Raw genomic sequence first — 21,082 nt, forward strand, 5'->3', positions numbered from 1 at the left:
CTGCCATCGACTCGATAGATTGGTGGAGGCTTTGATATGTTGCCGACTCGGAAATTACTGACGGCAGGCGCGACGTTTTCGGCGGCGTTGGCCATTGGATTCGTGATGCAGAACGGCGGTGCTTGGGCCGCGCGGTTTGGTGCCGACGATCAACATAACGTGGCCGTTCTACCTGCGCAGGATTTGGGGCTGACCTATGCCGCCCCGTCGATGCCTGTCCCTGATGCGTCTTATCAAGTGGCGGAACTATCCCTGCCCGTGATGGATATGCCCAATATTTCCGACATTACGCCCACATTGGTTGCGGCCGTGATCCCCGAAGTGGAATTGGACGTAGCAGCCGACCCATTTGATGCGGCTTGCGCGCCCGAAATGGTCGCCACCGCCCAAGGCAACGGATTGGTTGACCTAACCGTTCATGGCGCGTGTTTTTCAAACGCGCGGGTCACGATCCACCATCAGGGCATGATGTTTGCTGCTGCTTCGGATAGCCAAGGCCGATTGAATTTGACCGTTCCCGCGCTATCCGAAAACGCCATGTTTATTGCCTCTTTTGATCAAGGTATGGGCGCTGTCGCCACCGCCCAAGTGCCCGAGGTCGCCAATCTGGAACGCGCCGTCCTGCAGTGGCAAGGCGACGCTGCCGTGAGCATCCACGCATTCGAAGGCAACGCTGCCTTTGGTGAAACGGGCCATGTTTGGCTGGGCATGCCTGACAACGGGGATGGCTTTCTGGTCGAATTGGGGGATCGCACACTGCCTGATCCCATGCTGGCCGAAGTCTATACTTATCCTGCCGGCACAGCGACGGCTGACCAACAGGTCGCCCTAAGCGTCGAGGCAGAGATTACGATTGCCAACTGCGGACGCGATGTGGCCGCACAAAGTATCCAGATCGGGACTTTGCATGATGCCGAAGCTGTTGATTTGCAGTTACGCATGCCCGATTGCGATGCGGTTGGTGACTATCTAGTGTTGAAAAATATGTTCGAGGACCTGAAGATCGCCGCGAAATGACGCGACGATTTAAACTCAGACCAAAACTGAACAGCATCAGCGCGGCCTTTATGGCTGCGTTGTTTTGTATTTCTGTCCCTGCCTATGCCGAACCTGTGCGTATCACAACGCCCACGGGCCTTGACCTGATGGGGGATGTGTTGGGCTATGACGGTACGTATCTGCGCCTTGAAACGCCTGATTTCGGTATCCTTACGCTCGTCTATGCGGGAACGACCTGCGAAGGCTTGCGCTGCCCCGTCGTTAATGGTCCTGCGGAACTGCGCTTTGCCGGGTCAACGCGTATCGGCGAAGTTTTGTTGCCCGCGTTGGTCGAAGCCTTTGGTCGCGCAAAGGGATGGAATGTGCAGGCCACAGACCAAACCACTGCGTTGCAATATTTGGTTGGTCCGGTCGGTGCACCGGTCATAAAGGTTGATTTCATACTGTCTGATCCCCAGACGGCATTTGCCGAACAGATTGAGGGTAAGATCGATGTTGTGATGTCCGATCGCCCGGCATCCCCGGACGAAGTGGCGCAATCTATCCAAGCCGGGTTTGGCACGCCAACGGGCAGTGGGCGGTCGCGCATCATTGCCTTGGACGCATTGGTGCCTGTCGCTTCGCCTGCGCAATCTGTGCACACGATTTCGCTGGATGATTTGGCGGCGGTTTATCGGGGTGACATCGTCAATTGGGATCAGTTGGGTGGCAAAGATATACCGATTCACCCAATGTTGCCCGATGCATCCAGCGGACAAATTCGTGGGTTCGAAGATTTGTTGCTGTCTGGCAGCGCGAAACGGGCCGACATCACACGTTTGCCGTCGATGGCGGAACTGGCGACAACGGTCACGGATGACATTGGCGGTTTGGGCGTTTTGCCTATGGGGTCATTTGGCAATGCAACGCCTTTGGTGTTGCAAGACGTCTGTGGCCTGCGGTCTGTGCCGCGTCTGACAGCGCTGAAAACGGGTGATTATCCGCTGACCTTGCCATTGTATTTGTACCTGCCCGGATATCGCATCGCGCCCGAGGCCCGCGAGTTTATAAATTGGCTACAAAGCCATCAGGCCCAAGCCGTCATTCGCCGCGCAGGTTTCGTGGATCAAGGCGCAGTGCCCATCGGTCTGGATGTCCAAGGCGAAAGACTGGCCAATGCAATCATGTTGGCTGGGCAGTCTGTGCCGCTATCGGATTTGCAGGATATGTTGCGCCAGTTGGATGGGCACGCGCGCCTGTCACCTACGTTCCGTTTCGCCGAAGGATCCACCGCGCTGACCCCGGTTTCCAAATCCAATTTGGTCTATTTGGCCAAAGCCATAAGCGATGGGTTCTATGATGGCCGCCAGTTGGCGCTGGTTGGGTTCAGCGATGGCAATGGCCCTGCAGAGGCGAACCGCACCTTGTCTTTGACCCGCGCAGATAGCGTGTTGGCCGAATTGCGCACGCTGTTGGGTGGTGACATACCCGACGATGTGGTCATCGAAACCTTGGGCTTTGGCGAAGCTTTGCCCATGGGGTGCGATGAAACGCCTTGGGGGCGCCGTATGAACCGCCGCGTGGAATTGTGGATCAACGGCTAAATCAGACCCTCTGCACGAAAACTGAGTTCCGTCGATTTGCCGATAATCAAATGATCATGCAGGGTCAGCCCCAATACGGTTGCCGCGTCTTCGATTTGCCGTGTGATCGCGATGTCTGCTTCGGATGGGGTAGGGTCGCCTGATGGGTGGTTGTGGACCAAAATCAACGCCGAGGCGTTTAGCTCTAGCGCGCGTTTGACGACCTCGCGCGGGTAGACGGGCACATGATCAACCGTGCCTTTGGCTTGTTCTTCGTCGGCGATAACGACGTTTTTGCGGTCTAGAAACAGAACCCTGAATTGTTCGGTTTCGCGGTGAGCCATCACGGTGTGGCAATAGTCTAGCACCGCGTCCCAGCTGCTGATGACATGACGCTGGATCACCTTTGCGCGGGCCAATCTGCCTGCGGCGGCTTCGACCACCTTTAATTCGATGACAACGGCATCACCTACGCCTTTGACCTCTTTCAATTTGGAAGGGGTGGCGGTCAACACGCGTCCAAAATCGCCAAAGGTTTCGATCAGGCGCCGCGCCAGTGGTTTCACGTCCTGACGGGGGATCGCGCGAAACAAAACCAGTTCCAGCAGTTCATAATCAGGCATCGGTGACGCGCCGCCGGTCATAAACCTTTCGCGCAAACGGGCGCGGTGATCTTTTAAATAGGACGGTGTTGTTGTGCCTTTGGGCGACGCAAAAACGGGTGTTTCATCGCCCGCGTCGAAAAATGGCAGTGGCGCTTCGGCCATGTGGTTTATGCGACTCATGAGGCCAGAGTGCGTTAAACGTGGTTAAAGACCGGTAAACAAAAAAAGGCGACCCGATAGGGGCCGCCTTTGATTTGGGTGCGTTAGGGAATTACCCCTTCATCGAATCCCAGAACCCTTTGACCGCCGAAAAGAATTTCGACGCGTGCGGGTTGTTGTCTGTGCTCAGCTCTTGGAATTCGCGCAGCAGTTCTTTTTGTTGCGACGTCAGTTTGACAGGCGTTTCGACGTTGAGTTCGATCAGCATGTCACCCGTGCCGCCGCCACGTAGGGCAGGCATCCCTTTGCCGCGTAGTCGCATCTGGCGGCCTGATTGGCTGCCTTCGGGGATTTTGACGCGTGCACGTCCACCATCCAGCGTTGGCACCTCTACATCGCCGCCCAAGGCCGCATCGACCATCGACACAGGAACGCGGCAGAACAATGTCGTGCCATCGCGTTCAAAGATTTCGTGGTCTGCCACCTGAATAAAGATGTACAGATCGCCCGATGGTCCGCCGCGCATGCCTGCTTCGCCTTCGCCGGCAAGACGGATGCGCGTGCCCGTCTCAACGCCTGCAGGAATGTTGACCGAAAGCGACTTTTCAGTCTCTACGCGGCCAGCACCGTGGCATTTTTTGCACGGGTTTTTGATCGTCTGACCCATGCCGTTACAGGTTGGGCAGGTGCGTTCGACGGTAAAGAAACCTTGCTGAGCGCGGACTTTGCCCATGCCAGCACATGTTGGACATGTGACGGGTTCGCTACCGCCTTCGGCGCCGGTGCCATTGCAGCCATCACAAGCGATGGACGTTGGGACATTCAGCGTTTTCTGAAGCCCGTTATAGGCCTCTTCCAACGTGATCCCTAGGTTATAGCGCAGGTCATTGCCGCGTTGTGCGCGGGTCCGACCGCCGCCGCCACCGCGGCCGCCGCCCATGAAATCGCCAAACAGATCGTCAAAGACATCCGAAAAGGCCGATCCGAAATCGCCCTGACCACGGAAACCGCCGCCGCCATGGCCGCCGCCGCCGTTTTCAAACGCCGCATGGCCATAACGGTCATACGCGGCCTTTTTGTCCGGGTCTTTCAAGACGTCATACGCCTCGTTCACTTCTTTGAACTGAGACTCTGCATTGGGATTGTCTGCGTTGCGGTCAGGGTGCAGTTCCTTGGCTTTTTTGCGGTACGCCTTTTTCAATTCGTCCGCAGAAGCGCCCTTGGAAGCCCCCAAAACATCATAATAATCGCGTTTCGACATACGTTCCCCCTTTGGGAAAGGAAAAGACCGGCCCGGTTATCCCAGACCGGTCTTCATTGTTTCCTTGGCTAGGCCTAGGACTTAGCCGCGCTTGTCGCCGCCCAGATCTTCGAAGTCGGCGTCCAGAATGTCGTCATCCGACTCTGGGGCTTCGTCTGCGGAACCTGCGTCGCCGCCGTCAGCTGCTTCTTGCTGCGATTTGTAGATCGCTTCGCCCAGACGCATTGCTGCTTCGGTGACGTTCTGGATACCCGAACGGATTTTGTCCGCATTTTCGTTTTCCAGTTCGTCCTTCAGCGCTGCCAGAGCCAGTTCGATCGCTTCGACGGTCGATGGGTCAACCTTGTCGCCGTGATCTTCGATCGATTTCTCGGTCGAATGGATCAGGCTTTCCGCTTGGTTTTTGGCTTCGACCAGATCTTTGCGTGCCTTATCGGCTTCGGCGTTGGCTTCTGCGTCTTTGACCATCTGTTCGATGTCAGCGTCCGACAGACCGCCCGATGCTTGGATCGTGATCGACTGTTCTTTGCCGGTGCCTTTGTCTTTCGCAGCAACCGACACGATGCCGTTTGCGTCGATGTCAAAGGTCACTTCGATCTGAGGCATGCCGCGTGGTGCTGGTGGGATGTCTTCCAGATTGAACTGGCCCAGCATTTTGTTGTCGGCTGCCATTTCACGCTCGCCCTGGAAGACGCGCAGGGTCACTGCGTTTTGGTTGTCTTCTGCGGTCGAGAACACCTGCGATTTTTTGGTTGGGATCGTGGTGTTACGGTCGATCAGACGGGTGAACACGCCGCCCAGGGTTTCGATACCCAAGGACAGTGGGGTCACGTCCAGCAGAACCAGATCTTTCAGGTCGCCTTGCAGAACGCCTGCCTGAATTGCTGCGCCCATGGCAACAACTTCGTCAGGGTTTACGCCTTTGTGTGGTTCTTTGCCGAAGAATTTGGTCACTTCTTCGATTACTTTAGGCATACGGGTCATACCGCCAACCAGAACGACTTCGTCGATGTCGCCGGTGGTCAGACCTGCGTCTTTCAGTGCAGCCTGACATGGTTTGATCGAATTTTTGATCAGGTCAGCAACCAGCGATTCCAGTTTTGCGCGGGTCAGTTTCATGACCATGTGCAGTGGCTGGCCGTTCGAACCCATCGAGATGAACGGTTGGTTGATTTCGGTCTGCTGCGACGACGATAGTTCGATTTTGGCTTTTTCAGCGGCTTCTTTCAGACGCTGCAGGGCCATTTTGTCGGTTTTCAGGTCAACGCCGTGTTCTTTTTTGAATTCGTCAGCCAGATAGTTGACGATGCGCATGTCGAAATCTTCACCACCCAGGAACGTGTCACCGTTGGTGGATTTCACTTCGAACAGGCCGTCGTCGATTTCCAGAATGGTCACGTCGAAGGTACCACCACCAAGGTCATATACCGCGATGGTTTTGGTGTCTTCTTTGTCCAGACCATAAGCCAGAGCAGCCGAGGTAGGTTCGTTGATGATACGCAGAACCTCTAGGCCAGCGATTTTACCGGCGTCTTTGGTTGCCTGACGCTGAGCGTCGTTAAAGTACGCAGGAACAGTGATAACCGCCTGAGTGACTTCTTCGCCCAGATAGCTCTCTGCGGTTTCTTTCATTTTCTGCAGGATGAATGCGGAAATCTGCGATGGCGAATATTTGTCGCCACGGATTTCTACCCATGCATCGCCATTGCCGCCGTCGATGATTTTGTAAGGAACCAGATCCTTATCTTTTTCGACTTCTGCGTCGGTGGTGCGACGGCCGATCAGGCGTTTTACTGCGAAAACGGTGTTTTCAGGGTTGGTGACGGCCTGACGTTTTGCAGGCTGGCCGACCAGACGTTCGTCTTCGGTGAAACCGACGATCGATGGTGTTGTGCGTGCGCCTTCGGCGTTTTCGATAACGCGAGGCTTGGAGCCATCAAGGATAGCTACGCAAGAGTTAGTGGTACCAAGGTCAATACCAATGACTTTTCCCATTTTTCAAATCCCTCTTAGGCGGTTTGAGCAGTTCAGGCCCGGTGTTGGCACCTGAACCTCGTGGTTGAATTTGGCCCGAAACTGGTCCGGACCAATGAACACGGGGTATATAAGGGTGCGTTTTGTCCCCTGCAACGGGTTCAACGCGCGGAAATGTGTGAAAATAGCATTTGAAGGCCGATGAAAATGGATTCTTTGCCGACACCGACTGTGATCTTGCGGGACGTTCCCGTTTACAAAGCGTTTCTAGACCCAGACATGCAAGCCGCGATGGTACAGGATTTGCGCGCGGTTGTGGCGGCTGCGCCGTTGTTTCGTCCGATGACGATGCGCGGCAAAGAAATGTCTGTGCGCATGACCTCGGCGGGGGAATTCGGTTGGGTCACGGATCGCAAAGGGTACCGTTATGAACCGCGTCATCCATCAGGCGTGGATTGGCCACCGATCCCGCAAAGTGTCATGGACGTTTGGGATGCGGTATCCGGATCTGCCCGTCGTCCCGAAAGTTGTTTGGTCAATTTCTATGATGTTGACGCAAAAATGGGGATGCATCAGGACCGCGACGAAGCCGATTTCGATGCGCCTGTTGTGTCCATTTCCCTAGGCGACAGCGCGTTGTTTCGTGTGGGCAATCACGAAAGAGGCGGAAAAACAGAAAGCGTTTGGCTAGACAGCGGGGACGTATGCGTTTTGTCTGGTCCTTCACGACTGCGGTTTCACGGAATTGACCGGGTCAAACCCAACAGTTCGACCCTGCTGGGCAAGGGCGGACGCATCAATGTCACATTACGCGTTGTAACGTGATTATCGGGTCGCGCCCCAGCTCATGGAAACGTGACGACGGGTAAAGAATTCACCCAACAGGCCGATGCTGACAAAAATGAGGCTTAGGATCAGTGGGTAGGTGATGTTACTGTGGTGCGGGAAGTAGTTCACAAAAACATACCCGCGTTCCTGGTCGATGGCATGGAACAGCGGGTTCCAGTCAAACAGCTTTAGCATATAGCCAGGCGTTGCGTTGGCGACGAACATTTTGCCCGACGCAATCATATTCGCGCGTGAATACAGGGTTTGCACCACGCCTGTTGCCGTTGGAAACCACGGTTTTGCGGCCAGAAATAACATCCCGATTGAAACGCCGGAAAACCACGCAAGCAGCAGCATGGCAAAGGCCCCGACAGGATCGTGGATTTCAACAGGGTTGCCCAAAGCGTGGTATAAAAACAGGATCGTCAACAGCGACAGCGTTTGCATATACAGCGCACCCAATGCTGCCGAAGCAATCAGAATGAATGAATTCAACGGCGCATGTTTCAGCAAGGATGATGTAGACCCTTCGCTGCCGAAAACGGCGCTCATTGCTTTGTTGTGGGTCAGGAATAGGAACACGCCCGACATAATGTAGAGCAAAAAGTCGCCGCGCAATTTTGCGTTTTTTAGGCCCAAAATCATGAACATGAAATAAAAGGCGCCGACGAAAATCACGGCCTGCAACATGCTCAGCAGTAGGCCAATCACAGCATTGCCGTGGCTTTTACGCAGTTCGCGTACGGTTGAATGAAATATCAGCTCTAGGATGTTCCAGGCCGAGCCGGCCATCGTTGTTGGTTTGCTGACTTGGAACATGTCCTGTTTTCACCTGTCTGGGCGGGATTCGCCTGTTCTTGCACGAAATTCTTGCTGTCCGTCTTAGGCCATACCATAAGGGGCGAATATGAACTGTTCAATAATTCGACATTACGGCCGAAAACTGGAGTTATTTTATTATGGATTTTGACAAACTAACAATCGTGATGCGTCGTCTGGCTTTGGAAGCGGGTGACAAGATCATGGAAATCTATAACGGCCCCGATTTCGAAGTTAAAAGCAAATCCGATGACAGTCCCGTGACCGCTGCGGACGAAGCCGCCGATGCGTTGATTTCGGCTGGTTTGCGCGCTGAATTTCCTGATATCGCGCTGGTCACCGAAGAACAGTCCGATAGTCACGATCAATCTGTATCGACCTTCCTGATCGTTGACCCGCTGGACGGCACCAAAGAATTTGTACACCGCCGCGGCGATTTCACCGTAAACATCGCTTATGTCGTTGATGGCAGCCCTGTGCGCGGTGTTGTCTATGCACCGGCCAAGGATCGCCTGTTCTTTACCGATGCTGGCGGCAACGCGGTCGAAGAGGTCGCACCATTCGACAAAGACACCATCGGCACCCTGAACCCGATCCGCGTTTCGAAACCCGACAACGATGGCCTGTACATCGTCGCATCCAAATCGCACCGCGATCAGGCAACAGACGACTATCTGGCGAAATACAACGCCAAGGATATGAAATCGGCAGGCTCTTCGTTGAAATTCTGCCTTGTTGCGACAGGTGAGGCGGATTTGTACCCGCGCGTCGGCCGTACCATGGAATGGGACACCGCTGCTGGGCACGCTGTTTTGGCGGGCGCGGGTGGCGACGTGATCCGTTTTGATGACCATCAGCCGCTGCGCTATGGCAAAGACGGTTTCGCGAACCCGTTCTTTATCGCTTATGCCCCTGGTGTTGACCTGAAAGAAGCCTAATGCCCACCCTGATCGTCATTCCCGCCCGCTATGCGTCCACCCGTTACCCCGGCAAACCGCTGGTCGAACTAAAAGGCGCAAGCGGCGAATCCAAAAGCCTGATCCAACGCAGCTGGGAAGCCGCGATGGCCGTCAAAGGCGCCGACCGTGTTGTTGTCGCCACCGACGATGATCGCATCCGCGATGCTGCCGAAGCCTTTGGTGCTGAAGTCGTCATGACGTCGGAATCGTGCCAGAACGGCACCGAACGCTGCGCCGAGGCATTTGACGCGCTGGGCGGCGGGTTTGACGTGGTGGTGAATCTGCAGGGCGATGCGCCGCTGACCCCAGCATGGTTCGTCGAAGATCTGGTTGCGGGGCTCAAAGCCAGCCCCGTTGCCGAAGTCGCGACCCCTGTTCTGGTCACCGAAGGCGAAGCCCTGAACGGTTTCCTAGAGGATCGCCGCGCGGGGCGCGTTGGCGGCACAACGGCCGTGTTCGGCGTCGATAAAAACGCGCTGTATTTTTCCAAAGAGGTCATTCCCTACACCGGCAAAACCTATGCCGATGACGAAGTGACCCCAGTCTATCACCACGTTGGATGCTATGCCTATCGCCCGTCGGCATTGGCGGCATACCCACGCTGGTCTGCTGGACCTTTGGAAAAACTAGAGGGTCTGGAACAACTGCGTTTCCTAGAACGCGGCGTGCATGTTCTGTGCGTCGAGGTCGAAGCACGCGGCCGCCAATTCTGGGAATTGAACAACCCCGAAGACGTCCCTCGTATCGAAGCGATGCTAGCCAAAATGGGAGCCGCGTGACAGCGGCACCCGTCAGCGTAATCGTTGTCAGTCGTGATCGTCCACGGCTGCTGCGGCGTTGTGTTAAATCACTGACGCAGCAGTATTATTCCAATTTCGAAATTATTGTCGTCTGCGATCCAGATGCCGGAGAAGAGCTTCGGGCAGCAGGATACAAGGACCGCCTGAAAATTGTTCAATACGATACGGCGAATATTTCGGTGGCGCGCAACATGGGTCTGTCCGTCGCGTCGGGTGACATCGTTGCGTTTATCGATGACGATTCTGTGGCGGAACCGACGTGGTTGGATCATTTGGTCGAACCCATTGCAAAAGGCCATGCTGTCGCCGCTGGTGGGTATGTGCGCGGACGCAATGGAATATCGTTCCAATGGCGTGCGCGCGATGTGCGGCCCGATAGCTGGTCAGAGCCGCTGTACATTGAAGGTACCGACCCTGTTTGTGTGACGACCGAACCGTCACTTGGGGTAAAGACCGAAGGCACTAACATGGCGTTTCGCCGTGCCAAATTGATGGCGATGGGCGGGTTTGATCCGGCGTTTCAATTTTATTTGGATGAAACGGATGTGAACATGCGGCTCGCCAAAGAACGGGCCGTCACGGCAATTGTGCCTTTGGCGCAGGTTCATCATGGATTCGCGCAAAGCAGCCGCCGAACGGCGTTTCGCGCGCCACGTACGTTGTTTCACGAGGGCCGTAGCCTGTACATTTACCTGCGCAAACATTGCCCCGATGAACGGCATGATGTCATCATTCGCGCAGCCCGGGATCATCAGCACCGCCGCGTTATGGAATACATGGTGGCGGGACGTCTGGACCCATTTCAGGTGCGGTCTTTGATGTATTCATTTGATCAGGGTATCGTCGAAGGGTTGGCCGCAAATCTTACTGATTTGGGGCCCGTTGAATCTGCGAAATTGCCATTCCTGAAATATCAATCTGATCCCATATCACTGGGGCATACCGCATTGATTGCACGATGGTACAATCTGAAAAAAGTGATGGCGCAGGCGCATGCGTTGCGAAACGCAGGGCATCGGGTCACGATTTTCCGATATTCGTTGACGGCCGTTTTTCATCGTGTCCGGTTTGGCGACGATGGAATTTGGTTCCAAAGCGGTGGATTGTTCGGTCGGTCTGATCGAAACGATCCATTGTTTCGTTTGACCCGCAAAAAGGCACGAACTGACCGCGAATTGGGCAGATTGCACGGGTTACGCGAGTGTGTGATTAAAAAATAGGCGAAAATACAACGCGTCGTGGGCTTTCTATGGTAAATGCCATTGGCCGCCGTTCACCTGTTACACTTCGCGTGCTAAATGTACTGCGATATTTTTAGTTTATAATTTGGAGCCCCCCACCCATGCAGAAAAAAGTTACCAAAGCGATTTTTCCGGTAGCTGGCTTGGGCACGCGTTTTTTGCCTGCGACAAAGTCCGTTCCCAAAGAAATTATGACGCTGGTTGATCGTCCTTTGATTCAATACGCAATCGACGAAGCCCGCGAAGCAGGCATCACCGATTTCATCTTTGTCACGTCCAAGGGTAAATCTGCGTTAGAAGATTATTTCGATCGGTCTGTTGAATTGGAAACCGACCTGAAAGCGAAGGGCAAAGATAAACTGCTGGACGTGCTGAAAAGCACCTATATGGAAAGCGGCGCAATCGCCTATATCCGCCAGCACAAAGCGCTGGGGCTGGGTCACGCTGTTTGGTGTGCGCGCCGTTTGATTGGCGACGAACCTTTTGCTGTGATGCTGCCTGACGACGTGATTGCGGCGGAAACCCCATGTCTGAAACAGATGGTCGACGCCTACGAACAAACCGGCGGCAGCATGGTTGCGGCGATGGAAGTGCCCCAAGAAAAAGCCTCGGCCTATGGCCTGCTGGATGTCGAAGAAGACATGGGTTCGGTGGTCAAAGTCAAAGGCATGGTCGAAAAGCCAAAGCCAGAGGATGCACCGTCCAACCTTGCGGTCATTGGTCGTTACATCCTGACGCCTGACGTTATGAAAAACCTTGAAACCATTGATCGCGGGGCAGGCGGCGAATTGCAGCTGACTGATGCGATTGCCGCTGAAATGCAGCAAGGCCGCGGCGTCTATGGGTATCGTTTCCGTGGTCAGCGTTTCGATTGTGGTTCAAAGGCTGGCTTCTTGCAGGCAACCGTGTCATTCGGACTTGCGCGTGATGAACTGCGCGAAGAATTTTCTGAATACTTGGATGACCTGATGGCGGTCAAAAACGCCGCCCAATAACTGGTTGAAAAATGACAAATATTTTGGTGACAGGCGGTGCGGGCTATATCGGCTCTCACGCCTGTAAGGCTTTGAAAACGGCGGGCTATACGCCGGTCACCTATGACAACCTGATTACGGGTTGGCAGGACGCTGTGAAATTCGGTCCGTTTGAACAGGGCGACCTGTTAGACCGCGCGCGTTTGGACGAAGTTTTTGCAAAATACCAACCTGTGGCCGTCATGCATTTTGCGGCACTGTCGCAAGTTGGCGAAAGCATGAAAGATCCAGGCGCATATTGGCGCAACAACGTTGTTGGATCATTGAACCTGATCGAAGCGGCCGTTGATGCGGGGTGTCTGCAGTTTGTGTTCTCATCCACCTGCGCCACCTATGGCGATCAGGATGGTGTGACGCTGGATGAAACCTGTGTTCAGCAGCCGATTAACGCCTATGGCGCCTCTAAACGCGCGATCGAAGATATCCTGGAAAACTTTGGTCAAAGCCATAACCTACGGTCCGTGATTTTCCGATACTTCAACGTCGCTGGAGGCGATCCTGATGGTGAAATCGGTGAATTCCACCAGCCCGAAACGCATCTGATTCCGCTGATGTTGGATGCAATCGAAGGCAAACGCCCTGCGCTGACCATTTTTGGAACGGACTACGATACGCCCGACGGGACATGTATCCGTGACTATGTGCATGTGTGCGATCTGGTTGATGCACATGTCAAAGGCGTCGAATGGCTAAGAGACGGAAAAGACAGCACTGTGTTCAATCTGGGCACAGGGGATGGGTTTTCTGTGCGCGAAGTCGTGGCCCATTCGGCCGAGGTTACCAACAAGGCTGTTCCAATCGTCGAAGGCGACCGCCGGCCTGGTGATGCAACGAAACTCGTGTCGGGTAGCTCACGCGCTATACGAGAGTTGGGCTGGACGCCGAAGCGATCATCGTTAAAGTTGATGATAACGGACGCATGGCGCTGGCATCAGAGTGGACACTACGAAAAGTAAAAAACGCACCAGATTGCTTGATTTAACCCGACTATTGTCTCGGGCTGGTCAAGTTATGACTGGTGTTGATCGTGTAGAGTTCGCGTATCTATGCCAGTTTCTGGATGACGGAACCGACTGTTTTTTCTTGGCACGCACGGCTTATGGCTATGTTTTGCTGGACCGCGAAGGCGGCAAGGTCATTCAACAGGCTTGCGAGACTGGAGATTGGGGTCACCCTGATCTGTTGTCGCGTTTGCGGCGGAAAATGCCCGCTGCGGTTCAGTCAGCGCAAACTATGGCGCGGCAATATCGAATCGCGCGGTGCCGCAGCGGTCGCTTGGCTCTTATGTTGGCGGAACACCTTCCCGAAGCGGTTGATTTCTACAACGTCGGGCATACGAATTTGACGACAGCCTATTTTATGGCGCTGCGTCAAATCGTCGATGTTCGGATCAACGTCATGGTGCATGATGTGATCCCGATTGAATTGCCGGAAATGCAAGAGCCGCGCACGATCAAACGGTTCGAGGATATGATGCGATCGGTTTCGGAATATGCCGACCGCGTCATCGCGATCTCTGCGGCGGCGGCGGACAGCATGATTGGCCCATTTCGCAGGTTTGGGCGGCTACCTCCGATTACTGTCGCGCATTTGGGGGTGACCGTTCCTGTCCCGCGGTATGCGGAAATTCCTGAATACTTGGATCTGTCAGAGCCATATTTCGTCACGGTCGGCACCATTGAACCGCGCAAATATCATGCGCTACTGCTGGAATTGTGGCAGGCAATGCCCGATGACAAAAAACCGAAACTGCTGATTTGCGGCCGTCGGGGGTGGTTGAATCATTCGGTGTTCGAACAATTAGACCGTGGTGTTGACCGTGTTGTAGAACTGCCAGACTTACCAGATGACGCTTTGGCCGCGATATTGCATGGGGCCAAAGGGTTGCTGTTTCCGTCCGTGGCCGAAGGGTTCGGTCTACCACCAGTCGAGGCGGCGGCGCTGGGTGTGCCTGTAGTTTGTGCAGATTTACCCGTCTATCGCGAAACTCTGGGTGACACTGGTGTTTACCTGGACCCACAGGATAATTATTCTTGGCGGGAAACAATTAAACAATTGATGGCAAAAGACGATGGTGAAAGAGAGCCCTATGTGGTTCCACCAAAGTGGAGCAGTCATTTCGATACGGTTTTGGATCAATAGCTAAACCCGTATCTAGGAGGAAAGAGAGGAAAGCTTGGGTCTTTGGCGTTCGTATCGACTAAGGATCCAGCGTCGTCGCTGGCTGGTTCGTGCTGTTCGTAAGCGGCGCGATCTGAAAGTTGTTGCCGATCGCACCTCTCAAATCCGTGGCCGTGACATTCTGCTGGTTGCGACAATGCGCAACGAAGATGTGCGTTTGCCGTTTTTCCTAAAGTATTATCGCGACTTAGGGGTGAACCACTTCCTGATCATCGACAACGATAGCGATGATGGCGGGCGTGAATATCTGGCCGATCAGCCGGATGTTTCGGTCTGGCGGACGGGGAAAAGTTATAAACGGTCCCGCTTTGGTATCGATTGGGTCAACTGGTTGTTGATGCGCTATGCCCATGGGCACTGGGTTTTGACCGTCGATCCTGATGAACTGTTTGTCTACCCGTTCTGCGACACGCGCCCTTTGCGTGCGCTGACGGATTGGTTGGATGCGTCGTCGATCAAATCTTTTTCGGCGATGTTGCTGGATATGTATCCCAAGGGTCCGATTTCTGCGATCCCGTATCGCCGTGGTGATGATCCATTAGAAATCGCGAATTGGTTCGATAGTGGAAACTATACAATCCAGCGAAACCCTCAATTCGGGAACCTGTGGATCCAAGGCGGTCCGCGAGCGCGTGAATTTTTTCAGGATAATCCCCAACGGTCTCCGGCGCTGAACAAGGTGCCATTGGTCAAATGGAACCGCCGCTACGCCTATGTCAGCAGCACGCATATGTTGCTGCCGCGCGGTTTGAACCTCGTCTACGACGAATGGGGCGGCGAAAAAGCGTCGGGCATTTTGTTGCACACCAAATTCTTGGACACTTTGACCGTCAAAGCACACGAAGAATTGCTGCGTAAACAACATTACGCTGCCAGCCATGAATACAAAGCCTATGTAGCGGGCCTGCAGGATGACACCGATCTGTGGTGCAAGTGGTCTGAAAAATACATCAACTGGCGTCAGCTAGAGATTTTAGGGCTTATGTCCAAAGGAAACTGGGCATGACGCGGGTTGGTGTTGTCATGCTGGTGCACACGGCGCTGCACCGCGCGGAACAAGTGATCCGCCATTGGGTTGCAGGGGATTGCCCTGTGGTCGTTCATGTCGATGCCAATGTGAAATCCGAAGAATTCGATCGGTTCAAATCGTCGGTCAGTGATCTGCCTGCCGTGCAGTTTTCGCCTCGTCATCGGTGTGAATGGGGCACATGGGGCATTGTGGCCGCGACCCAAGAAGCCTCTGAAATCATGTTGCGCGACAACCCCGATGTCACGCATGTCTATCTGGCATCCGGATCATGCCTGCCTTTGCGGTCAGTCGATGAATTGAACGACTATCTGGAAACCCGCCCCCGTATCGATTTTATCGAAAGCGCGACAACGGCGGATGTACCATGGACCGTCGGCGGTTTGGACGAAGAACGGTTCACAATGCGGTTCCCATTTTCATGGAAAAAGAACCGCCGATTGTTTGATGGATATGTGTCGCTTCAGCGGAAAATAAAACTGCGCCGCAAAATTCCCGAAGGTATCGTGCCGCACATGGGATCGCAGTGGTGGTGCCTGACGCGGCAGACGTTGTCGGCAATTTTGCAGGACCCTGATCGGGCGACTTATGACCGTTATTTCAAACGGGTCTGGATCCCCGACGAAAGCTATTTCCAGACGCTGGTGCGCCTATATTCGCCCAAGGTTGAAAGCCGGTCGTTAACCCTGTCGAAATTCGATTTCCAAGGCAAACCGCATATTTTCTATGACGACCACCTGCAGCTGTTGCGGCGTTCGGACTGTTTTGTGGCGCGTAAAATCTGGCCGCACGCAAACCTGTTGTACGATACGTTCCTAGGTAAATCCGGCACGATCAAAGCGGCCGAACCGAACCCTGGAAAAATCGACCGTATTTTTGCACGCGCCGTCGACCGCCGAACACGTGGTCGCCCCGGTTTGTATATGCAGAGCCGTTTTCCGAACGAAGATTGGGAAAACGGGGTTACCTGCGCACCTTATTCGATTTTTGAAGGGTTCAGCGAACTGTTCGAAGATTTCGATGAATGGATGTCCAAGGTGACAGGCGCACGCGTGCATGGGCATTTGTTTGCGCCCGACCGTGTCGAATTTGCCGGAGGACAATCAACCTTTGTTGGCGCGTTGTCGGATTGTGCGGCGCTGCGCGATTATAATTCGCGTAGTTTCATTCGCAGTCTGGTTTGGAATACGCGCGGCGAACGCCAGTGTTTTCAGTTTGGTCCCCACGACAATCAATCGATTAGTTGGGACATTGCCAAGGATCCGAATGCGCAGATTAGCGTCATTTCGGGCGCATGGGCCGTGCCATTGTACCAGTCGAACCGCAATTTCGCTGACCTTCGTGACGAAGCCGCACGCCTGCAAAAGATCGAGGCAGAACATTTAGATGCGTTGCGGTCCATCTATTCCAAGGCGCGTATTCGCATTTGGACGCTGGCCGAATTTATCGAATCTCCGATGGAGGCATTGCAGACCGTGGTTGACGAAATCACGGGTAAATCTGTTCGTGGCCTAACCGAAGCCCCGCGTATGGTTGATTTGGCTGGGTTCGGTCAATTCCTGCAAAACCTGAAAAACCAAGGCATGCACCCTTATTTGATGGGTGATTTCCCCGTTGATCCTGTGCCGACGAATGCACAGCGCAATACGCGCAAACCTTATTTAGTTAGATAATGAATGTCGAAATTTGACTACTTTGTGGTGTTTGCAGAAATGCGCACCGGTTCGAATTTTTTGGAAACCAATTTGAATGCGTTCGGCGGGCTGCAATGCCACGGAGAGGCGTTCAATCCATTCTTTATCGGCTATCCGAACAAAGACAACATTCTGGGCGTGTCGCAGGCTGAACGCGATGCCGACGCAGGTAAACTGATTGATACCATCAAATCGAAATCGGACGGTCTGGGCGGTTTTCGGTTTTTCCACGATCACGATTCCCGCGTTTTGGATATCGCTTTGCCTGATCCGCGCTGTGCGAAAATTATCCTGACACGCAATCCTGTTGATAGTTTCGTCAGTTGGAAAATCGCGCAGGCGACAGGGCAGTGGAAACTGACCAATGTTAAAAATCGCCGTTCTCAGGTTGTGACATTCGATCCGCAGGAATTTGAAACCCATTTGACTGCCTTGCAGGATTTTCAGGTCTATTTGCTGAACGCGCTGCAAAAATCTGGGCAGACGGCGTTTTATGTCGCCTACGAGGATTTGCAGGACGTCGATGTCATGAATGGTTTGGCCGCCTATCTGGGCTGCACGGATCGATTAGAGGCGCTGGACAAATCGATCAAAAAACAAAACCCGCAACCATTGTCGGAAAAGCTGTCAAACTTTGACGAAATGGAACGCGCGCTGGTGCGGCTTGATCGGTTTAATTTGTCCCGCACGCCCAATTTTGAACCCCGCCGTGGGGCGATGATCCCGCATTATGTCGCCGCACCTGCGGCGCCTTTGATTTATTTGCCGATCAAAGGGGGGCCTGTTGATGGCGTAACGCAGTGGCTATCGGATCTGGATGGTCGGCCGGCGCTGACGGGATTTACGCAAAAAACGGTCCGTCAGTGGAAAAAGGCTCTGCCTGGTAATCGCGGGTTCACAGTGGTGAGGCACCCGTTACAACGCGCTCATGCAGCGTTTTGCGATCATATTTTGGGGTATTCGGACACTGTTTTTGGTGAAATTCGCAAAAACCTGCGCCAGATGTTCAGCATACCAATCCCTAAAAAAGTGCCCCCCACTGCGGATTATGATGACGCCACCCACAAAGAGGCATTTTTGGCGTTTTTGAAATGGCTCAAGATGAACATCAACGGTCAGACCGCAATTCGCGTGGACGCGTCGTGGGCGACCCAATCGGCTGTGGTCCAAGGGTTTGCGAATTTCATTCCCCCAGACGTCGTGATCCGAGAAGACGATCTAGAATCCGAATTGGCATTTTTGGCCAAATCGGTCGGGATCGACGATGCGCCCGCTGTGACGGCAGTCGATCCACATGCCGAATTGCTGTCACGCATCTATGATGCCGACATAGAAAAAGCCGCGCAGGATGCATACCAGCGCGACTATATGACGTTCGGGTTTGGAAATTGGCGCGATTAAGCGGCTTGCGTTGCCTGCGCTTCGGTCAGGATCGCATGGATCGTGGCCGGATCGCTGTTAGCGCGCAGTTTTGCACAAATCGATGCGTTGCGCATTGTGCGCGATACCAGTGCCAGTGCCTTTAGGTGTTCAACGCCCGCTGCATCAGGTGCCAGCAAGGTAAAGACTAGATCAACAGGTTGGCGGTCCACAGAATCGAAATCCAGCGGTTTTTCCAAGCGAATGAAAATGCCGCAGATTTGTTCTGCTTCGTGGAGGCGCGCGTGGGGCAGGGCGATACCCTGTCCCACACCAGTAGGCCCAAGATTTTCACGCTCTAACAGTGCGTCGACAACATCATGCGCGTTGAACCCATAATTAACGTGGGCCATTTCTGCGATGTCGTGAAACAGGCGTTTCTTGCTCGTCGCAGACGCAATCGTTTTGACCGCTGCGGGCTTCAGAAGTTCCGAAAGCTGCATTTACTCGTCTTAGGCCTTATTCTTGCGTCAGGCGGTCACTTTGGATCAACCCAGCCGATGTTTCCGTCCTCACGGCGATAAACCACATTCAGGCCGCCATGTTTTTCATTCTTAAAGACCTGAACAGAGTTGTGGGCTAGCTCCATTTGCATCACCGCTTCACCAACCGAAATTTCTGGGATCTTCGTCTCCATTTCGGCAATGATGATTGGTGCGTCTGCTGGCGCGTCGTTCTCGTCCGAGTCCTCGGTTGCTGCGAGGATATAGGATGAACCGGCCAAAAGTTCAACCGGAGTTGTCCTTTCGTTATGGTGATCTTTCAACCGACGTTTGTAACGACGCAATTGTTTGTCCATTTTTTCGCAGCAGCCGTCAAAAGCTGCATAGATATCATGGGCATGCGATTTCGCTTGGCAATTCAGACCGGTGGATAGGTGTACGACAGTTTCGCACACGTATTCCGAACCAGACTTTGAGAAGATCACAACGGCATCGGTAGGTCGGCCCGAATATTTGTCCAACGTCGCACCTAGTTCGGTTTTGACGTGAGTCTGCAGGGCTTCGCCGATATCAATTTGTTTTCCGCTGATTTGGTAACGCATGTTATCTCCTCTTCACGTGTACACACACGCTATGGATCGAGCCCGATATGGCACCCGTTTCGACATAGTGGTGTTTGGGAAATTGATGACATTGGCCCGAACCATTCCGTCAGGCAAAACGGCCTGCACAGGAACGCGAGGGGGAACAATCTGTGTCATCCCTTACATGACACGACTCAATTCGGGATTTGTCAATGACCCTGATGAGCGACTAGCCAATTGCCGCTAATTTACGCGGAAAGTATTGCCCAGATAAACGCGGCGAACGTTTTCGTCGCGAACGACCTCTTCGGTGGTGCCGGACATCAGAACTTTGCCATCGTGCAGGATGTAAGCGCGGTCAACAATTTCTAATGTTTCCCGCACGTTATGGTCGGTGATCAATACACCGATGCCGCGGTTTTTCAGATCAGACACCAGATGACGGATTTCGCCAACGGCAATGGGATCAACCCCCGCAAAGGGTTCGTCGAACAGAACATATTTCGGGCCTGCGGCCAGACAGCGCGCGATTTCGGCGCGGCGACGTTCGCCGCCGGACAACGCCATAGCCGGGGCGCGTCGCAGATGTTCGATGGAAAATTCGCTTAGCAATTCTTCTAACCGTTCGCGGCGGCGTTTGGGGTTCGATTCCGAAATTTCCAGAATCGCCATGATGTTGTCTTCGACGTTCAGGCCGCGAAAGATCGACATTTCCTGAGGCAGGTACCCGATCCCTAGCCGCGCGCGGCGATACATGGGCAATGCCGTGACATCGCGGCCATCGACGTAAACGCGCCCGCCTTCGGGATTGACCAGACCAGCGATGGAATAAAATGTCGTCGTTTTGCCGCACCCGTTTGGCCCCAGCAAAGCGACCACTTCGCCGCGTTCCAGCCGCAAAGACACGTCGCGAATAACGGTTCGTTTTTTATAGCTTTTGCGCAGATTGACGATGTTCAGGCCAATATCGTCTGCGTCCACCGTGGGGTTGGTCATCAGTTGTTGTCCTGCTGCGTCAGGGTGGTGCGCACGCGGCCATCCAGCTGAGCTTTGCCAGTGGCCAAATTCACGCGCATCGAATCGGCGGCGATGGCGCTGCGGCCTTGGGTGATTAACACGTCGCCCGTCATGGTCAGCCTGTTTTCGGCCAGATCGTAGACGGCGGTCTGCGCTTCTGCTGCGTCTGTTGCGGTGACAAAGGTCACGCCGCCCGATGCCACCAATCGGGTGATGTCACCGCTGTCATCATCATAGACAACTTCGACCGACCCTGCGGACAGGCGCAAGTCGCCTTGGGCGATCAAAACATTTCCCGAAAACGCGGCGATACCTGTTTCCTGATCGACCGATAGGCTGTCGGCTGTGATTTCAACGGGGGCACTGCTGTCTGCCTGAATGCCGCCCAATGCAATGTCGGTCTGCGCTGCGGCTGTCGTGGCGGCGGCGAACATCAAAAACAAAACGATACGCAGTAGTGACATTGATTACATCCT

At 54.1% G+C, this 21,082-nt stretch carries 20 protein-coding genes; 12 read left to right on the forward strand and 8 right to left on the reverse strand.

The annotated features are described in order from the left end of the window. Nucleotides 1–36: 36 nt before the first annotated feature. Complete coding sequence (locus ACXAGA_RS05405; protein ID WP_475116500.1) at nucleotides 37–1,017, forward strand: hypothetical protein; 981 nt, start codon at nucleotides 37–39, stop codon at nucleotides 1,015–1,017. After that, entirely contained in the window at nucleotides 1,014–2,582 is a 1,569-nt protein-coding gene (locus ACXAGA_RS05410) for a phosphate ABC transporter substrate-binding/OmpA family protein (protein ID WP_475116501.1), read from the forward strand. The genes ACXAGA_RS05405 and ACXAGA_RS05410 overlap by 4 nt, the downstream gene beginning before the upstream one ends. Here the strand turns inward: ACXAGA_RS05410 and radC are convergent. The 3 genes from radC to dnaK form a co-directional block, all read right to left on the reverse strand. Then, on the reverse strand, nucleotides 2,579–3,328 hold the full coding sequence (gene radC / locus ACXAGA_RS05415; protein WP_475116502.1) for a RadC family protein: 750 nt from the start codon (nucleotides 3,326–3,328) through the stop codon (nucleotides 2,579–2,581). The two genes, ACXAGA_RS05410 and radC, sit on opposite strands and share 4 nt — an antisense overlap. Nucleotides 3,329–3,437: 109 nt before the next feature. Continuing rightward, nucleotides 3,438–4,586 (reverse strand): molecular chaperone DnaJ, encoded by a 1,149-nt coding sequence (gene dnaJ / locus ACXAGA_RS05420; protein ID WP_475116503.1) that lies wholly within the window; start codon nucleotides 4,584–4,586, stop codon nucleotides 3,438–3,440. 81 nt (nucleotides 4,587–4,667) lie between these two features. Continuing rightward, nucleotides 4,668–6,581 carry a molecular chaperone DnaK gene (gene dnaK, locus ACXAGA_RS05425; protein ID WP_475116504.1) on the reverse strand — a complete coding sequence of 638 codons (1,914 nt, stop codon included), beginning with the start codon at nucleotides 6,579–6,581 and terminating at the stop codon, nucleotides 4,668–4,670. Between the two features lie 186 nt (nucleotides 6,582–6,767). Here dnaK and ACXAGA_RS05430 point away from each other — a divergent pair, with 186 nt between their 5' ends. Beyond that, nucleotides 6,768–7,385 carry an alpha-ketoglutarate-dependent dioxygenase AlkB family protein gene (locus tag ACXAGA_RS05430; RefSeq protein WP_475116505.1) on the forward strand — a complete coding sequence of 206 codons (618 nt, stop codon included), beginning with the start codon at nucleotides 6,768–6,770 and terminating at the stop codon, nucleotides 7,383–7,385. Here the strand turns inward: ACXAGA_RS05430 and ACXAGA_RS05435 are convergent, their stop codons facing one another. Further along, a complete protein-coding gene (locus ACXAGA_RS05435; RefSeq protein ID WP_475116506.1) occupies nucleotides 7,386–8,207 on the reverse strand; it encodes an ABC transporter permease in 822 nt (273 codons plus the stop codon). Nucleotides 8,208–8,347: 140 nt separating this feature from the next. On the opposite strand from ACXAGA_RS05435, the gene cysQ reads away from it, so the two are divergent. The 9 genes from cysQ (at nucleotide 8,348) to ACXAGA_RS05480 (ending at nucleotide 18,544) form a co-directional block, all read left to right on the forward strand. Next, nucleotides 8,348–9,145, forward strand: a complete 798-nt coding sequence (cysQ, locus tag ACXAGA_RS05440; protein WP_475116507.1) for a 3'(2'),5'-bisphosphate nucleotidase CysQ — start codon at nucleotides 8,348–8,350, stop codon at nucleotides 9,143–9,145. Then, nucleotides 9,145–9,945 carry a 3-deoxy-manno-octulosonate cytidylyltransferase gene (locus ACXAGA_RS05445; protein ID WP_475116508.1) on the forward strand — a complete coding sequence of 267 codons (801 nt, stop codon included), beginning with the start codon at nucleotides 9,145–9,147 and terminating at the stop codon, nucleotides 9,943–9,945. The genes cysQ and ACXAGA_RS05445 overlap by 1 nt, the downstream gene beginning before the upstream one ends. Continuing rightward, nucleotides 9,942–11,186: a glycosyltransferase family 2 protein gene (locus ACXAGA_RS05450; protein WP_475116509.1), complete on the forward strand. Its 1,245-nt coding sequence runs from the start codon at nucleotides 9,942–9,944 to the stop codon at nucleotides 11,184–11,186. Before ACXAGA_RS05445 ends, ACXAGA_RS05450 begins: the two co-directional genes overlap by 4 nt. 122 nt (nucleotides 11,187–11,308) lie before the next feature. Then, nucleotides 11,309–12,202, forward strand: coding sequence for a UTP--glucose-1-phosphate uridylyltransferase GalU (galU, locus tag ACXAGA_RS05455; RefSeq protein WP_086450979.1), 894 nt, complete (start codon nucleotides 11,309–11,311; stop codon nucleotides 12,200–12,202). A gap of 11 nt (nucleotides 12,203–12,213) precedes the next feature. Then, entirely contained in the window at nucleotides 12,214–13,197 is a 984-nt protein-coding gene (galE, locus tag ACXAGA_RS05460) for a UDP-glucose 4-epimerase GalE (protein WP_475116510.1), read from the forward strand. Nucleotides 13,198–13,252: 55 nt separating this feature from the next. Continuing rightward, nucleotides 13,253–14,383: a glycosyltransferase family 4 protein gene (locus ACXAGA_RS05465; RefSeq protein WP_475116511.1), complete on the forward strand. Its 1,131-nt coding sequence runs from the start codon at nucleotides 13,253–13,255 to the stop codon at nucleotides 14,381–14,383. A gap of 34 nt (nucleotides 14,384–14,417) precedes the next feature. Then, nucleotides 14,418–15,428 carry a glycosyltransferase family 2 protein gene (locus tag ACXAGA_RS05470; RefSeq protein WP_475116512.1) on the forward strand — a complete coding sequence of 337 codons (1,011 nt, stop codon included), beginning with the start codon at nucleotides 14,418–14,420 and terminating at the stop codon, nucleotides 15,426–15,428. Then, nucleotides 15,425–17,122: a DUF5927 domain-containing protein gene (locus ACXAGA_RS05475; RefSeq protein WP_475116513.1), complete on the forward strand. Its 1,698-nt coding sequence runs from the start codon at nucleotides 15,425–15,427 to the stop codon at nucleotides 17,120–17,122. The genes ACXAGA_RS05470 and ACXAGA_RS05475 overlap by 4 nt, the downstream gene beginning before the upstream one ends. Nucleotides 17,123–17,125: 3 nt before the next feature. Further along, entirely contained in the window at nucleotides 17,126–18,544 is a 1,419-nt protein-coding gene (locus tag ACXAGA_RS05480; RefSeq protein ID WP_475116514.1) for a sulfotransferase family 2 domain-containing protein, read from the forward strand. Here the strand turns inward: ACXAGA_RS05480 and ACXAGA_RS05485 are convergent. From ACXAGA_RS05485 to lptA, 4 genes are all read right to left on the reverse strand, one after another. Next, nucleotides 18,541–19,005: a PTS sugar transporter subunit IIA gene (locus ACXAGA_RS05485; RefSeq protein ID WP_475116515.1), complete on the reverse strand. Its 465-nt coding sequence runs from the start codon at nucleotides 19,003–19,005 to the stop codon at nucleotides 18,541–18,543. The genes ACXAGA_RS05480 and ACXAGA_RS05485 overlap by 4 nt on opposite strands. Nucleotides 19,006–19,040: 35 nt before the next feature. Next, nucleotides 19,041–19,607: a ribosome hibernation-promoting factor, HPF/YfiA family gene (gene hpf / locus ACXAGA_RS05490; protein ID WP_475116516.1), complete on the reverse strand. Its 567-nt coding sequence runs from the start codon at nucleotides 19,605–19,607 to the stop codon at nucleotides 19,041–19,043. A 225-nt stretch (nucleotides 19,608–19,832) separates the two neighbouring features. Then, nucleotides 19,833–20,585, reverse strand: a complete 753-nt coding sequence (gene lptB / locus ACXAGA_RS05495) for an LPS export ABC transporter ATP-binding protein (RefSeq protein ID WP_475116517.1) — start codon at nucleotides 20,583–20,585, stop codon at nucleotides 19,833–19,835. Next, nucleotides 20,585–21,070 carry a lipopolysaccharide transport periplasmic protein LptA gene (gene lptA / locus ACXAGA_RS05500; protein WP_475116518.1) on the reverse strand — a complete coding sequence of 162 codons (486 nt, stop codon included), beginning with the start codon at nucleotides 21,068–21,070 and terminating at the stop codon, nucleotides 20,585–20,587. Before lptA ends, lptB begins: the two co-directional genes overlap by 1 nt. Nucleotides 21,071–21,082: the final 12 nt, after the last annotated feature.

Source organism: Marivivens sp. ABH4_498 (assembly GCF_056160585.1).